At 70.6% G+C, this 15,292-nt stretch carries 11 protein-coding genes; 4 read left to right on the forward strand and 7 right to left on the reverse strand.

Annotated elements, in window-relative coordinates; translation table 11 throughout:
• Window positions 1–239 precede the first annotated feature (239 nt).
• Window positions 240–536: a ferredoxin gene (locus ACZ79I_RS07110; protein ID WP_471495187.1), complete on the forward strand. Its 297-nt coding sequence runs from the start codon at window positions 240–242 to the stop codon at window positions 534–536.
• An 83-nt stretch (window positions 537–619) separates the two neighbouring features.
• On the opposite strand, the gene ACZ79I_RS07115 is transcribed toward ACZ79I_RS07110, so the two are convergent.
• The 3 genes from ACZ79I_RS07115 to ACZ79I_RS07125 form a co-directional block, all read right to left on the reverse strand.
• The gene (locus ACZ79I_RS07115) at window positions 620–1,198 is read right to left on the reverse strand and encodes a hypothetical protein (RefSeq protein WP_471495189.1); all 579 of its coding nucleotides are present in this window, start codon (window positions 1,196–1,198) and stop codon (window positions 620–622) included.
• 218 nt (window positions 1,199–1,416) lie between these two features.
• Window positions 1,417–2,319: a tRNA (adenine-N1)-methyltransferase gene (locus ACZ79I_RS07120; protein WP_381079706.1), complete on the reverse strand. Its 903-nt coding sequence runs from the start codon at window positions 2,317–2,319 to the stop codon at window positions 1,417–1,419.
• A 98-nt stretch (window positions 2,320–2,417) separates the two neighbouring features.
• Window positions 2,418–4,079, reverse strand: coding sequence for a site-2 protease family protein (locus ACZ79I_RS07125; RefSeq protein WP_471495191.1), 1,662 nt, complete (start codon window positions 4,077–4,079; stop codon window positions 2,418–2,420).
• 225 nt (window positions 4,080–4,304) lie between these two features.
• Between ACZ79I_RS07125 and ACZ79I_RS07130 the strand changes: the two genes are divergently transcribed.
• Together ACZ79I_RS07130 and ACZ79I_RS07135 are read left to right on the forward strand one after the other, a co-directional pair.
• Window positions 4,305–5,201 carry a RecB family exonuclease gene (locus tag ACZ79I_RS07130; RefSeq protein ID WP_471495193.1) on the forward strand — a complete coding sequence of 299 codons (897 nt, stop codon included), beginning with the start codon at window positions 4,305–4,307 and terminating at the stop codon, window positions 5,199–5,201.
• Window positions 5,202–5,215: 14 nt separating this feature from the next.
• The gene (locus ACZ79I_RS07135; protein WP_381079700.1) at window positions 5,216–5,887 is read left to right on the forward strand and encodes a response regulator; all 672 of its coding nucleotides are present in this window, start codon (window positions 5,216–5,218) and stop codon (window positions 5,885–5,887) included.
• 62 nt (window positions 5,888–5,949) lie between these two features.
• Here the strand turns inward: ACZ79I_RS07135 and ACZ79I_RS07140 are convergent, their stop codons facing one another.
• From ACZ79I_RS07140 to metH, 4 genes are all read right to left on the reverse strand, one after another.
• Window positions 5,950–7,533, reverse strand: coding sequence for an ABC transporter substrate-binding protein (locus tag ACZ79I_RS07140; protein WP_471504801.1), 1,584 nt, complete (start codon window positions 7,531–7,533; stop codon window positions 5,950–5,952).
• 135 nt (window positions 7,534–7,668) lie between these two features.
• Entirely contained in the window at window positions 7,669–9,273 is a 1,605-nt protein-coding gene (locus tag ACZ79I_RS07145; protein WP_471495195.1) for an ABC transporter substrate-binding protein, read from the reverse strand.
• Between the two features lie 418 nt (window positions 9,274–9,691).
• Window positions 9,692–10,393 (reverse strand): HAD family hydrolase, encoded by a 702-nt coding sequence (locus tag ACZ79I_RS07150; protein WP_471495197.1) that lies wholly within the window; start codon window positions 10,391–10,393, stop codon window positions 9,692–9,694.
• A gap of 260 nt (window positions 10,394–10,653) precedes the next feature.
• A complete protein-coding gene (metH, locus tag ACZ79I_RS07155; protein WP_471495199.1) occupies window positions 10,654–14,181 on the reverse strand; it encodes a methionine synthase in 3,528 nt (1,175 codons plus the stop codon).
• Between the two features lie 268 nt (window positions 14,182–14,449).
• On the opposite strand from metH, the gene ACZ79I_RS07160 reads away from it, so the two are divergent.
• The gene (locus tag ACZ79I_RS07160) at window positions 14,450–15,214 is read left to right on the forward strand and encodes an IclR family transcriptional regulator (protein WP_471495201.1); all 765 of its coding nucleotides are present in this window, start codon (window positions 14,450–14,452) and stop codon (window positions 15,212–15,214) included.
• Window positions 15,215–15,292: the final 78 nt, after the last annotated feature.

The raw sequence follows: 15,292 nt of genomic DNA on the forward strand, positions 1-15,292 counted from the left end.
CTCCTCCAAGGGGAGCTGGACGCTTCCAGACCCTACCTGGGCGGGTGTCGATTGAAACCCCTAGATCACAAAGACTGTCGGGGTGTGTCCGATCTTCACCCTTGCGCTCTCCCTCACGCCAGGGGAATACCCACCGAACATGATTGGGAAGCGGCCGAGGGTAGTGTCGGGGTGTTCAACACCCGTCGGAGCTGGCCGGATTCCCGGTGGCCCGGCGCAGGAGACTCAGGGAGACGACCGTGCAGCAAGGGGCCGGGTCCGGCGACGGGGCGCTGGAGGTGTGGATCGACCAGGATCTGTGTACCGGGGACGGCATCTGTGTCCAGTATGCGCCGGAGGTCTTCGAGCTGGACATCGACGGGCTGGCCTACGTGAAGGGCTCGGACGGCGAGCTTTTGCAGGTCAGGGCCGCTGCGCCGGTGCCGTTGCCGGTGCTCACGGATGTGGTGGCCTCGGCCCGGGAGTGCCCGGGTGAGTGCATTCATGTGCGTCGGATCTCGGACAGTGTGGAGGTCCACGGTCCGGACGCCGCGTGATCGTAGGACCACCCGCTGTCACGAATGTCTGGTTTCTCACATTCGGTTCGCCCGCGTCGCCGGGCGGGTGCGCGGCGTGGTGGTCACACGCTCCGGCTGTCGGGGGGTGTGGAGCGGACGAACACGCCGCCCTTCCACTGCCACTTGGCGGAGGTCTTCACGTCGGGGCAGCAACTCGGTACATCGGGCGAGGAGTAGCCGAGGAGGGTGGCGGTGACCGCGGCGTCGCGGACGGCGAAGTCGGTGACGGTGAGGCGGTCCTTGGGGTCGACGAGGGTGGCCACCACGCGGGGCTCGGGGGTGCTCGCGGCCTGGGTGAGGACGTAGACGCCGTCGGGTGGGGTGCCCATGCTCGCGTCGCAGTGGACGAGGGCGACGGTTTCGGGGCGGCCGTCGCCGTCGAGGTCGCCGGTGGCCTTCTTCCGGACGAGGAGCCTGGTGGGTCCGCAGTCGAGGGGGAAGTGTGCCCGCGCGGGGTCGGGGGGCGCGGTAGTGGCCGGGGCCGCCTTGGTCTCGGTGTGGGGCTGTGCCGCCGTCGCGGAGGAGCTCGGTTGCAGCACGGACGACAGGGCGATCACGCCGGAGATGGCGGTGGCGGTGGCGACCCAGTGGATGGGCCGGGTGGCGGTGTGCGCGAGTTCCGGGACGGCGGGGTGCTGCACGAGGGAGGTGTCTCCTGTGAGGGCTGTGCCGGTGGGGGTGCCCCGCATCGTGCCACACGTCACAGTGCCGAGGGAACGGCGGGGCCGCGGTTCTGGCGGTGCGTCAGGTTTCGGGGCGTGGACGGTGCCTCAACACAGGAGCGCCGTGGCCGAGTTCCCGGGTGTTCGGGGGAACTCGGCCACGGCGCTGGTGCGTTGACCTGGGGTGCGGGGCCGCTTCAGCGGCCGTGGCCTCCGTCGGCGTTGGGTCCGGCGTAGTCCTCGCCGTAGGCGCCCTTGGCGGGGCGGCGGCGGCGCATGGGCGGCTCGACGCCGTCGGCGAGGCGGCGGGCGGTGAGGAGGAAGCCGGTGTGGCCGATCATCCGGTGGTCGGGGCGTACGGCGAGGCCCTCGATGTGCCAGTTGCGGATCATCGTCTCCCAGGCGGTCGGCTCGTTGAAGCAGCCGATCTCACGGATGGACTCGACGGTCCGGGCGAGCTGGGTGGTGGTGGCGACGTAGCAGCAGAGGATGCCGCCGGGGACGAGTGCCTTGGAGACGGCTTCGAGGCATTCCCAGGGGGCGAGCATGTCGAGGATGACGCGGTCGACGTCGGTGTCGGACAGGTTGTCCTGGAGGTCGCCGACGGTGAGCTGCCAGGCGGGGTGCGGGCCGCCGAAGTAGCGTTCGACGTTGGCCTGGGCGATCTCGGCGAAGTCGGCGCGGCGCTCGTAGCTGTGCAGCATGCCCTGGTCGCCGATGGCGCGCAGCAGGAAGCTGCTGAGCGACCCGGAGCCGACGCCGGCTTCCACGACGCGGGCGCCGGGGAAGATGTCGGCGAAGGCGAGGATCTGCCCCGCGTCCTTGGGGTAGACGACGGCTGCCCCGCGGGGCATGGACAGGACGTAGTCGGGGAGCAGGGGGCGCAGCGCGAGGTAGGCGACGTTCCCGGTGGTGCGGACAACGCTGCCCTCGGGAGCGCCGATCAGTTCGTCGTGGGGGAAGGAACCCTTGTGGGTGTGGAAGTTCTTCCCCGCTTCGAGTGTGAACGTGTAGTGGCGGCCCTTGGGGTCGGTCAGCTGTACCTGGTCCCCGACCTTGAAGGGCCCGCGACGGCGGGCGGCACCGGTCGGTTCGGACATGTGACCAGCCTACCGGTCGCCGGAGGGGCCGCCGACCATGCGCCGGCCGGCCCGGGGGGCGGCGGACGGGCGGCGGACGGGCGGCCTGGTGCCGTGGGTCAGCTGGGGCGGGCCATGGCCTTGACGAAGGCGCGTTCGACGTCCGAGGCGGACAGGACGCCGTAGATCTCGCCGGTCTCCTCGACGACGAGGTATTCGGTGGCGGGGGTCGCGCGCAGGGCGTCGAGGAGTTCCTCGCCGGAGAGTTCCGCGGAGACGCGCATGCCGTCGGTGAGTTCCTGGGCGAGGCCGCTGACGGGTACCCAGGGGCGGCGGTGTTCCGGTACGCCGACGATGGCGGCCTCGCGGACGAGGGAGTGGGGCCGGCCGTTGGCGTCGACGACGACGAGGGCGCGGGCTCCGACGTCGTTGGCGCGGCGCAGTGCCTCGGAGAGGGGGGTGTCGGTCTCGACGGGGACGGCGCGGCGCGTGAGGGTGCGGGCGCGCAGTTCGGGGAGGTGTTCGCGCAGGCGGGCCATGCGGAGGCTGTTGCCGGCACCGGTCCAGATGATCGCGGCGAGGATGGCGGCGAGCAGGGCGTCGGTGACGGTGTCCATGCCGACGTTGTCCTCGGCGGTGGAGCCGAGGGCGCCGGACTGGGTGAGCAGGGGCAGGCCGATCAGCACGGAGACGGCGAGGGCGCGGCCGACCCAGGCGGCGGCGACGGTGCCGCTCATCGGCCTGCCGGTGATCTTCCAGACGACGGCGCGGAGCATGCGGCCGCCGTCGAGGGGGAGGCCGGGGAGCAGGTTGAAGGCGGCCACGATGAGGTTGGAGATCATCAGGCCGGCCAGCAGGACGCCGGGGACGGTGCCGGGTTCGACGGGCTGCATGGCGAGGTAGAAGGCCCCGGCGAGGACGAGGGAGAGCAGCGGTCCGACGAAGGCGAGCACGAATTCGCGGCCGGGGGTCTCGGCCTCCTTCTCGATCTCGGAGACGCCGCCGAAGAACTGGAGCTGGATGCGGCGCACCGGCAGCTTGAAGCGGAGGGCGGCGACGGTGTGGGCGAGTTCGTGGACGAGGACGGAGGCGTAGAAGGCGACCGCGAAGAAGAGGGAGACGAGGTAGCGGGCGGCGCCGAGTCCGGGCAGGACGCGGTCGAGCTGGCCGCCGAAGACCCAGGTGATGAGGGCGGCGACGAGGAACCAGCTGGGTGCGACGTAGACGGGTACGCCGAAGGGCCGGCCCATGAGGATGCCGCCGCCGGGTTCCTTGGGGCGCCTTGGGGGGCGGCCCTTGCCCGTGGTGGCGGAGTCGGCGAGGGTGCGGGCCGGGGCGGTGGGGGGCGTGGGGCGCGCGTCGGTGGCCGGTTCGGTGTGGTCGCCCGCGGGGCGCGGAGGGCTGTCCCGGTCGTCCGGGCGGGGCGCGGGGTCCTGGCCGGCGGTGGCGGGTGCCGCGGGGTGGTCGCCGGGTGCGGCCGCCGGCGCCGTGGGGGTCGCGGGCGCGGTGCCCGGTGCGGTCGTGTCGTCGTCGGCCGCGGCGGGCCGGGCGGCGGTGTCCTGGGAGTCGTCGGGTGCCGTCGGGGTGTCGGCGGGCGTGGGGGGGCCCGCCTCCTGCCCGGGTGCCGTCCCGTTCCCGTCGGGGGCGGGCCGGCCGGCGTCGCGGTCCCGTTCCTCCCCGGGGCGTGCGGTGCCGGCGGTCCGTGCCGTGGGGGCCGCCTCGCGGTCGGTCGCCCCGTCGTTGCCGGAGCGCGGCTGTCCGCTCCCGCCGCTCTCGTCCACGCTGTCCCCTCGTTCGATGGTCTCCCCGGCCCGGCCGTGGCCGGGTGGGAGGGTCTGTGGTCGATGGTATGCGCCACTCGTGCCGTGTTCCGCCTCGGCACCCGTTCCGTTGCCCCCTCCGTCGCGTCGGCGCGGGGGCCGGCGGCCCCGGATCCGCGCCGTGCGCGTCCCCGGGGCCGGGCGCGGTTGTGTCACTGTCAGTGGCGGGCCGTATGGTCTGTGGTCATGGAATCCCGCACCGACGGCGTCGCCGAGCCGTCCGCCGTGGCCGCCGTGCCCCCGGCATCGTTGTCGCCCTCGCGCGCCGGTGACTTCATGCAGTGCCCGCTGCTGTACCGGTTCCGGGTGATCGACAGGCTGCCCGAGAAGCCGAGTGAGGCGGCGACGCGGGGCACTTTGGTGCATGCGGTGCTGGAGCGGCTCTTCGATGTGCCCGCCGCCGAGCGGACCGTGCCGCGCGCCAGGTCCCTGGTGCCCGGTCAGTGGGACCGGCTGCGGGAGAGCAGGCCGGAGGTCGTGGAGCTGTTCGCCGACGACCGGGACGGTGAGCGGCTGGCGCGCTGGCTGGGGGAGGCGGAGCGGCTCGTCGAGCGCTGGTTCGCGCTGGAGGACCCGACGCGGCTGGAGCCCGCGGAGCGGGAGCTGTTCGTGGAGGCGGAGCTGGAGTCGGGGCTGAGGCTGCGCGGGATCATCGACCGGGTCGACGTGGCGTCCACGGGCGAGGTGCGGATCGTCGACTACAAGACGGGCAAGGCGCCCCGGCCCGAGTACGCCGAGGGCGCGCTGTTCCAGATGACGTTCTACGCCCTGGTGGTGTGGCGGCTGAAGGGGGTCGTCCCGCGGCGGCTGCAGCTGGTGTACCTCGGCAGCGGCGATGTGCTGACGTACGACCCGGTCCCGGCGGATCTGGAGCGCGTCGAGCGCAAGCTGCTCGCGCTGTGGGAGGCGATCCAGCGGGCCACGCGCACGGGTGACTGGCGGCCCCGTCCCACGAAGCTGTGCGGCTGGTGCGACCACCAGGCCGTGTGCCCGGAGTTCGGGGGCACTCCCCCGCCGTATCCGCTGCCGGTCATGGTGCCGGAATCGGGGGGCGGGGAGCAGGGCAGAATGGGGCGGGACTAGCGAAGGAGACTGACGTGGCCATCCGCGTCCTACTGGTCGACGACCAGCCGCTGCTGCGTACGGGCTTCCGGATGATCCTGGAGGCCGAGCAGGACATCGCGGTCGTCGGTGAGGCCGGGGACGGCCTCCAGGCGCTCGACCAGGTGCGTGCCCTGCAGCCCGATGTGGTTCTGATGGACATCCGTATGCCGCGGATGGACGGGGTGGAGGCGACCCGGCAGATCACCGGGCCCGGCCGGGACGGCCCGGCCAAGGTGCTGGTGCTGACGACCTTCGACCTCGACGAGTACGTGGTGGAGGCGCTGCGCGCCGGTGCCAGCGGCTTCCTCCTCAAGGACGCTCCGGCCCATGAGCTGGTGCAGGCGATCCGGGTGGTCGCCGCGGGCGAGGCGATGCTCGCGCCGAGCATCACGCGCCGGCTGCTCGACAAGTACGCGGGGCACCTGCCGTCCGGGGAGGAGCCGGTGCCCGACACGCTGCACACCCTCACCGAGCGCGAGGTGGAGGTGCTGAAGCTGGTGGCGCGGGGGCTGTCCAACGCGGAGATCGCCGCGGATCTCTTCGTCAGCGAGACCACGGTGAAGACCCATGTGGGCCATGTCCTGACGAAGCTGGGGCTGCGGGACAGGGTGCAGGCCGCGGTGTACGCGTACGAGAGCGGACTGGTGCGCCCGGGGGCGCAGTAGGCGGGGCGGCGTGCGCGGAGGGCGCCCTCGTGCCGAGGGGCCCTCCGCCGGTGCGGACTTGCTCAGCCCTTGCTGATCTCCCAGAACCGGAACACAGCCGCGGGGTCGAGGCAGTACTCGAGTCCGTAGATGTCGTCGCGGGTGACGGCGTACTGCTTGGCCTGCCACACCGGGATGACGGGCAGGTCCCCGGCGACGATGTCCTGGAGTCTGCCGTAGTCGGCGTTGGTCGAGGCGCGGTCGCTCTGGGCGGCCGTCTTCGGGATCAGCTCGCTGGTGATGGTGCGGTTGACGTAGTGGTTGTCGAGCACGTTGCCCTTGCCGAAGAAGGGCGCGGTGAAGTTGTCGGGGTCCGGGTAGTCCGGGACCCAGCCCTTGACGTAGACGCCGTACCTGCCCTGCGCGATGTCCTTCTCGTAGCGGTCGAAGGGGACGGACTTGACGGTGGCCTGGAACAGCCCGCTGTCGTTGAGTTGCTGGGCGATCGTCCGCAACTCCTCGTCGGTGGCGGGCCCGTAGCGGGAGGGGGTCGACCACAGGGTCAGCCGCACCTTGCCGGTGATGCCCTCGGCCCGCAGGGCGGCCTTGGCCTTGGCCTTGGAGGGGCGGGCGCCGTAGGTGTCGAAGAAGGACGTGTTGTGGCCGGTGATGCCCGCGGGGATGAGCGAGTAGAGCGGTGTCGCGGTGTTGTCGTACACCTTGTCGACGAGCGCTTCGCGGTCGAGGAGGTAGGCGATGGCCTTGCGGACGCCGAGCCTGCCGGCCACCGGGTCGTCCATGTTGAACACGAGGTGCTGGACCTCGGCGCTGGAGCCGTCGACCACCTTGATGTCCTTGCCGACGTCGGTGTCGTCGGCGACGTCGGCGATGTCCGCGGCGACGAGGCCGCGGTAGGCGAGGTCGATCTGCTTGTCGAGCAGGGCGGTCTTCAGGGCTTTCTGGTCCCCGTGGAAGAACCTCACGGTGACGCCGGAGTTGCGGGTGTGGGCGGGTCCCTTGTAGCGGCCGTTGACCGAGAAGACCGCTTTGTCCTTGCCGAAGGAGTCCAGGGTGTACGGGCCGGAGCCGACCGCCTTGCCGTCCTTGCGCAGGGCGTCGGCGGGGTACTGGGTGTGGTCCACGATCGAGCCGGCGCCGGAGGCTATCTTGCTGGGGAAGGTGGCGTCGGCGTACTTCAGTTTGAAGACGACGGTCTTCTCGTCGGGTGTCTCGACCGAGTCGAGCATGGGGAACATGAGCGCGGGGCCGGCGGGGTCGTTGATCTTCAGCAGCCGGTCGAAGGAGAACTTGACGTCCTCCGAGGTGAGCGAGTCGCCGTTGCTGAACGTCAGTCCGTCCTGGAGCGTGCAGGTGTAGACCTGGGTCCGGGTGTCCGTGAACAGGCATTCCCTGGCGGCCTCGGGCTCGGGTTCCGTGCCGCCCTTGGGGAAGTTCAGGAGTGTCTGGAAGACGTTGTTGAACAGCAGCCAGGAGCCCGGGTCGTATCCGGACGCGGGGTCGGTGGCCAGGACGTCGTCGGACATCCCCATCACGACGGAGGAGCCGGTTCCTCCGGAGTCACCGGACTGGGTGCCGCATCCGGTGAGCAGACCGGCGGCAAGCCCCGCCGCGAGGGGCAGGACCGGCCACGGGGTGCGCATGTTCACGTGCATGTGCCTTGTCTCGGGTTCTGGGTGACCCCGAACACCACGAGGCCCGGGGCCTGTGGGCGCCCCGGGATCGTACCCCGAATACGGCAGGGGCCCCCGGGGGGATGCCGGGGGCCCGCGCGGGGGTGGGGGTCAGCTGCCGACGCCGCGGCTGAGCTCCCAGAGCTGCAGCGTGGAGGAGGAGTTCATGGCGTACTCGCTGCCCGTGATGTCGTCACGGGTGGCGACGTACTGCTTGCCCTGCCACAGCGGGATGACCGGCACGTCCTTGGCGACGATGTCCTGGATGCTTGCGAGGCTCTTGGTGGCGGACAGCCGGTCGGCCTCGCGGCGGGACTGCGGGATCAGCGTGTTGCGGATCGCGCTGTTGGCGTAGGGCGAGCCGAGCGTGTTGTCCGCGTCGAGGAACGGCGCGAGGTAGTTGTCGGCGTCCGGGAAGTCCGGGAACCAGCCCATGCCGTAGACGTCGTACTGGCCCTTCTGCTCGGCCTTGCGGTACTTGTCCCAGGGCGTGCCCTCGATGTCGACGTCGAACAGCCCGCTGGCGTTGAGCTGCTGGCGCAGCACCTCGAACTCCTTGGCGGTGGCCGGGCCGTAGTGGTCGGTCGTGTAGTGCAGCGTCAGCTTCACCGGAGCGGTGATGCCCGCCTTGGTCAGCAGGGTGCGGGCCTTGGCGACGCTCGGCTCGCTGTACCTGTTGAAGAAGGCGTTCGCGTGGCCGGTGACGCTGGCCGGGACGAGGGAGTACAGGGGCTCGGCCTGGGTGCCGTACACCTTGGAGATCAGCGCGGCGCGGTCGATGATCTGCGCCATGGCCTGGCGGACGGCCTTGCTCTTCACGGACGGGGCGTCGGTGTTGAAGCCGAGGAAGCGGATCTCCAGGCCCGGCATCTCCACCAGGTTCACGTTGCCGCCGTTGGCGTTCTGGAGCTTGCGGATCTGCTCCGGCGACATCGTGCGGGTCATGACGTCGATGTCGCCCTTGTCGAGCGCGGCGCCCATGCTGTCGGCGTCCTTGAAGGACTCCAGTTCCACCGTGTCGTTCTTGGGCTTCAGCAGCCCGTCGTAGTGGGGGTTCTTGGTGAAGGTCGCCTTGACGAGCTCGTTGTCCTTGACCTCGGCGTGCATCGTGTAGGGGCCCGAGCCGTCGATGTCGAAGCCGTCGCGCAGCTTCTTCTTGTCGTAGTCCTTGGGGTTGACGATACCGGCGACCGGCGTCGACAGCTTGAACGGGAAGGTGGCGTCCGCGGTCTTGAGGTGGAAGATGACTTCGTTGTCACCCCGCGTCTCGACGGTGTCGATGGTGGACAGCAGGGCCCAGACCTCGCTGTCGGACTTGATGGCGAGGGCCCGGTCGATGGAGAACTTCACGTCGGCCGCGGTCACCGGGTCGCCGGTGGAGAACTTCAGGTCGCTGCGCAGCTTGCAGGCGTAGCGCTCGTTGCCGGTGTCGGTGAATGCGCAGCTCTCGGCGGCCTCGGGCACGGGGTCGCCCTCGCCGCGGGGCTGGACCATCAGCGTCTGCACGGTCTGCCGGAGGATGTTCCAGCTGCCCACGTCGTACGCGTACGCCGGGTCGAGGGGCGCGGGTGCGTCGCTGGAGGCGGTGAACCGGTCGGTGGTGCCCACGACGATGGCGTCACCGCTCCCGCCCCCGCTGCCGGACCCGCCGCAGGCGGCGAGGGCGGGGGTGAGCAGACCGGCGATGGCCGACAGCACCAAGGTCTTGCGGTTCATGCTCGAGTTTCTCCAGAGCTGGGAAGTCCGTGTATCCGGCGAACATCGCGCTGCAACGGATCACGGGAATGTGGCGACGTTTTCGCGACGAGATTAGTCCGCACCTGAAGGGAGGCTAAAGCCGACGAAGTTGAGGCCCCCTCACGCTGCGGAACCGGCTGCGGACGCACCGGCAGAGGGATCGGGGAAGGATTCGTGCAGCGCCTCACCAATCGGGACACAAGGACACACCGGGGCTGCCTCAACGGGAGCGACCAGCACGCGCCGGGTCAGCTGTCGAGCCCCTTGCGCGTGGCGAACGTCACACGCCAACTCATGTACATCGCACAGGAATTCGACCAGGAGGCCCGCATTTATTCATTCCGTTCGAGAGGTCGCGGTAATGCATATATTCACCACGGCACGCTCGGTGCAGGGCCTACCGCATTTCCGTCATCACACCGTGCAGAAATGGCAGGTCGACCTCTTCCAGCGAGGCCACCACCGTTCGGCCGGCCGCCGGTGCGATGGGGGCGACCGACGGTACGGCGACCACCCGGCAGCCGGCGGCCTCGGCGGCGGCGACGCCGGTCGCCGTGTCCTCGATGACCGCGCACCGGGCGGGATGCGCCTCCAGGCCCGTGGCCGCGAGCAGATACGGGTCCGGGAACGGCTTGGTGCGCCCGACCTCGTCCCCCGCGACGGTCAGCGCGAAGTACTGGGTGCCGATCGAGTCCAGGACGCGGTCGATGATGCGCCGGTGGGAGGCGGAGACGAGGGCCGTGGGGATCCGGTGCGCCGCCAGTTCGGCCAACAGCCGTGCGGCACCCGGCATCAGGGGCAGGTTGCGGCCGATGCGCTTCTCGAACCCGTCGTTGAGGAGCACACTCAGCTCCTCGAAGGCGATGTCGGCGCCGGTGGCCTCGATCAGGAAGCCCGCGCTGCGCGTCATGGGACCGCCCACGACGACGTGCCGCCACGACTCGTCGAGCGTGTGCCCGAGGGCGGCGAAGACCTCGACCTCGACCTCCCACCAGAATCCCTCGGTGTCGACCAGGGTGCCGTCCATGTCGAGGAGCACCGCCTGCAGCGCGGAGCCTTCGGCCGTACGGGTTCCGAGCGCGGGAACCGTGGTGGTCATCAGGCGTACCTCCTTGAAGGGACGACCAGGCCGGTTCCCTGACGGGGAACCGGCCTGCGGTGGACCGACCAGTGTACGACGCCCGTGAAGCATGCGCCTGTCGATGGAGATGCGCCGGTGCGTGTCGGCACACCGAGGCGGCCCGGGCGCCGGCCGGGCCCAGGAGCCGCGTCCGCCGTCGCGGCCTGCGCACCCACGGGCGGCGCCCCCGCGCCCGCGACGACGGGGCGCCGCGGGACCGTGGCGTACGGGCGCGCGCGTCACCGCGCGTTGAAGTACTTGGCCTCGGGGTGGTGGATCACGATCGCGTCCGTGGACTGCTCCGGGTGGAGCTGGAACTCCTCGGAGAGGTGGACGCCGATCCGCTCCGGCTCCAGCAGCCGGGCGATCTTGGCGCGGTCCTCCAGGTCGGGGCAGGCGCCGTAGCCGAGGGAGAAGCGGGCGCCCCGGTACTTGAGGGCGAACATGTCCTCGATGTCGGCGGGGTCCTCGCCGGCGAAGCCCAGCTCCGACCGCACGCGCGCGTGCCAGTACTCGGCGAGCGCCTCCGCCAGCTGGACGGACAGGCCGTGCAGTTCGAGGTAGTCGCGGTAGGAGTTCGACTCGAACAGCCGTGCGGTCTCCGCGCCGATCTTCGTGCCGACGGTGACGACCTGGAAGCCCACGACGTCGGTCTCGCCCGACTCCTCCGGACGGAAGAAGTCGGCCAGGCACAGCCGGCGGCCGCGGCGCTGGCGCGGGAAGGTGAAGCGGGTGCGCTCGTTGCCCTCCTCGTCGAGGACGATCAGGTCGTCGTCCTTGGACACGCAGGGGAAGTAGCCGTAGACGACGGCCGCTTCGAGGAGGTTGTCCGTCTGGAGCCGGTCGAGCAGACCGCGCAGCCGGGGCCGGCCCTCCGTCTCGACCAGTTCCTCGTAGGCCGGTCCCTCACCCGTGCGTGCCTGCTTGAGGCCCCACTGGCCCTTGAACAGGGCGCCCTCGTCCAGCCAGGAGGAGTACTCCTTGAGCTGGATTCCCTTGATGACGCGGGTTCCCCAGAAGGGCGGCTCCGGCACCGGGTTGTCGGTGGCGACGTCGGAGCGGACATGGCCCTCCTCCGGCCGCGGCTCCTCGATCTCGACCGTGGCGGCCCGCACCCGGCGCTGCCTCAGCTCGGGCAGCCTGGCCCCGGGTACGCCGCGCTTGACCGCCATCAGGGTGTCCATCAGACGCAGGCCCTCGAAGGCGTCCCGGGCGTAGCGCACTTCGCCCTCGTACAGCTCGTGCAGGTCCTGTTCGACATAGGCGCGGGTGAGGGCGGCGCCGCCGAGGATGACCGGGTAGGCGGTGGCAAGGCCGCGGGTGTTGAGTTCCTCCAGGTTCTCCTTCATGATCACCGTGGACTTGACCAGCAGCCCCGACATGCCGATGACGTCGGCCCGGTGTTCGTCGGCCGCCTCCAGGATCGCCGAGACCGGCTGCTTGATACCGAGGTTGACCACGTTGTAGCCGTTGTTCGACAGGATGATGTCGACCAGGTTCTTGCCGATGTCGTGGACGTCCCCGCGCACGGTGGCCAGCACGATGGTGCCCTTGCCGGCCTCGTCCGACTTCTCCATGTGCGGTTCGAGATGGGCGACCGCGCTCTTCATGACCTCGGCGGACTGCAGGACGAACGGCAGCTGCATCTGCCCGGAGCCGAACAGCTCCCCGACGACCTTCATGCCGTCCAGCAGGGTCTCGTTGACGATGTCGAGGGCCGGCCGGTCCTTGAGCGCCTCGTCCAGATCCTGCTCCAGGCCGTTGCGTTCACCGTCGATGATCCGCCGCTTCAGGCGCTCCTCCAGCGGCAGCGCCGCCAGTTCCTCGGCCTTGCCGGCCCTGAGCGACATGGCGGTGGCGCCCTCGAACAACGCCATCAGCTTCTGCAACGGGTCGTAGCCCTCGCTGCGGCGGTCGTAGACCAGATCCAGCGCCGTGGCCACCTGCTCCGCGTCGAACCGCGCGATCGGCAGGATCTTCGAGGCGTGCACGATCGCCGAGTCCAGCCCCGCCTTCACGCACTCGTCCAGGAAGACCGAGTTCAGCACGATGCGCGCCGCCGGGTTCAGACCGAAGGAGATGTTCGACAGACCCAGCGTGGTCTGCACATCCGGGTGGCGCCGCTTCAGCTCACGGATCGCCTCGATCGTCGCGATCCCGTCCTTGCGGGACTCCTCCTGACCGGTACAGATGGTGAACGTCAGGCAGTCGACGAGGATGTCGTCCTCGCGGATGCCCCACCTCCCGGTCAGGTCGGCGATCAGCCGCTCGGCGATCTCCACCTTCTTCTCGGCCGTGCGGGCCTGTCCCTCCTCGTCGATCGTCAGCGCGATCAGCGCGGCACCGTGCTCCCTGGCAAGCCCGGTGACCTTCGCGAAGCGGGACTCCGGCCCGTCACCGTCCTCGTAGTTGACGGAGTTGATGACCGCACGCCCGCCCAGCTTCTCCAAACCGGCCCTGAGGACGTCGATTTCGGTGGAGTCCAGCACGATCGGCAGCGTCGAGGCGGTCGCGAAACGGCCCGCCAGCTCCTCCATGTCGGCCACGCCGTCACGGCCCACGTAGTCCACGCACAGATCCAGCATGTGCGCGCCCTCGCGGATCTGCTCGCGCGCCATCTCCACACAGTCGTCCCAGCGGCCCTCCAGCATCGCCTCACGGAACTTCTTCGACCCGTTGGCGTTCGTGCGCTCACCGATCGCCAGGTAGGAGGTGTCCTGCCGGAACGGCACCGACTGGTACAACGACGCCGCCCCCGGCTCCGGACGCGGATCCCGCGCCTCCGGGGTGACACCGCGGACGCGCTGGACGACCTGCCTGAGGTGCTCGGGGGTGGTACCGCAGCAGCCGCCCACCAGGGACAGGCCGTAGTCGCGGACGAAGTTCTCCTGGGCGTCGGCCAGGCCCTCGGGGCCGAGCGGGAAGTGCGCGCCGTCCTTGGTGAGGACCGGCAGGCCCGCGTTCGGCATGCACAGCAGCGGGATGCGGGAGTGGCGCGCGAGGTAGCGCAGGTGCTCGCTCATCTCGGCGGGGCCGGTCGAGCAGTTCAGGCCGATCATGTCGATGCCCAGCGGCTCCAGCGCGGTCAGCGCGGCGCCGATCTCCGAGCCGAGCAGCATCGTGCCGGTCGTCTCGAACGCCATCGAGCACAGCAGCGGCACCTCGATGCCGGTGGCCTCCATGGCGCGCCGGGCGCCCAGGACCGACGCCTTGGTCTGCAGCAGGTCCTGGGTCGTCTCCACGATCAGCGCGTCCGCGCCGCCGGCGAGCAGGCCCTCCGCGTTGGCCTGGAAGCCGTCGCGGATCGTGGTGTAGGCGATGTGGCCGAGGGTGGGCAGCTTGGTGCCGGGGCCCATGGAGCCGAGGACCCAGCGCGGGCGGCCGTCACCGGCGACGAAGGTGTCCGCCACGTCGCGGGCGATGCGGGCGCCCGCCTCGGACAGCTCGTACACGCGGTCGGCGATCTCGTACTCGGCCATGGCCGCGTGGTTCGCCCCGAAGGTGTTCGTCTCCACGCAGTCGACGCCCACCGAGAAGTACGCCTCGTGGACGGAGCGGACGATGTCGGGGCGGGTCAGGTTGAGGATCTCGTTGCACCCCTCCAGGCCCTCGAAGTCCTCCAGCGTGGGGTCCTGGGCCTGGAGCATCGTGCCCATCGCACCGTCGGCCACCACGACGCGGGTGGCGAGGGCGTCGCGGAGGGTCTCGGTTCGGTTCCGGCTGTCGGCGGAGACGGACGAAAGGGACGGGTTCGGCAACGAGGCCATGGAAGATGCTCCCTGGAGTGCGACGGCTGTCGGCTTTGCGCTTCCCGCGGAAGACGCACCCGGCCAGGGTAGCCCGCTGCGGGCCGTACGGTCAGAGGCGTCCACGGGCCGGACGCGCGTGGCTCGGGTGACGTGGGCGGGGATTCCGGTGGAACGGATGGCGACACCCGTTGGCGAGAGGTCGGCGACGACCGGTAGTGTTCGACATTGCCGAACGACGGTAGTGAACACCGGTCGGCGGTCGAAGGGGACGGAGGGCAGGACGGCGATGGCACGGAACATCCAGTCGCTCGAACGGGCGGCCGCGATGCTGCGGCTGCTCGCGGGCGGCGAACGACGGCTGGGCCTGTCGGACATCGCCTCGTCGCTGGGACTCGCCAAGGGCACGGCCCACGGCATACTCCGCACGCTCCAGCAGGAGGGGTTCGTCGAGCAGGACGCGGCCTCGGGCCGCTACCAGCTGGGTGCCGAACTGCTGCGGCTGGGGACCACCTACCTGGACGTGCACGAGCTGCGGGCCCGCGCCCTGGTATGGACCGACGACCTGGCCCGCTCCAGCGGGGAGAGCGTCTACCTGGGGGTGGTCCACCAGCAGGGCGTGCTGATCGTGCACCACGTCTTCCGGCCCGACGACAGCCGGCAGGTCCTGGAGATCGGGGCCATGCAACCGCTGCACTCCACGGCCCTGGGCAAAGTGCTGTCGGCCTACGACCCGGTCGCGCACAGCGAGGCGGTCGAGGCGGACCGGAAGGCGTTCACCGACCGGACGGTGTGCGAGCTGGACGGCTTCGAGCACATCCTCGACATGACACGCGCGCGTGGCTACGCGGCCGACATAGAGGAGACGTGGACCGGGGTGGCCTCGATCGCCGCACCCATCCACGACCGGCGGCGGATGCCGGTGGGCGCGGTGGGCATCACCGGCGCCGTGGAGCGGGTGTGCCGGGACGGGGAGCTGCGCCCCGACCTGATCGCGGCGGTCCGCGACTGTGCCCGCGCGGTGTCGCGGGATCTGGGCGCCGGGCGGTTCTGAGACCCTCGCACCCGCGGGCCCCCGGCATGGCCGGGGGCTCTTTCGTGTCCCGGGGCCTGCTGCGTCCCGAAGGCCGGC

The organism is Streptomyces sp. PSU-S4-23, from assembly GCF_055632315.1.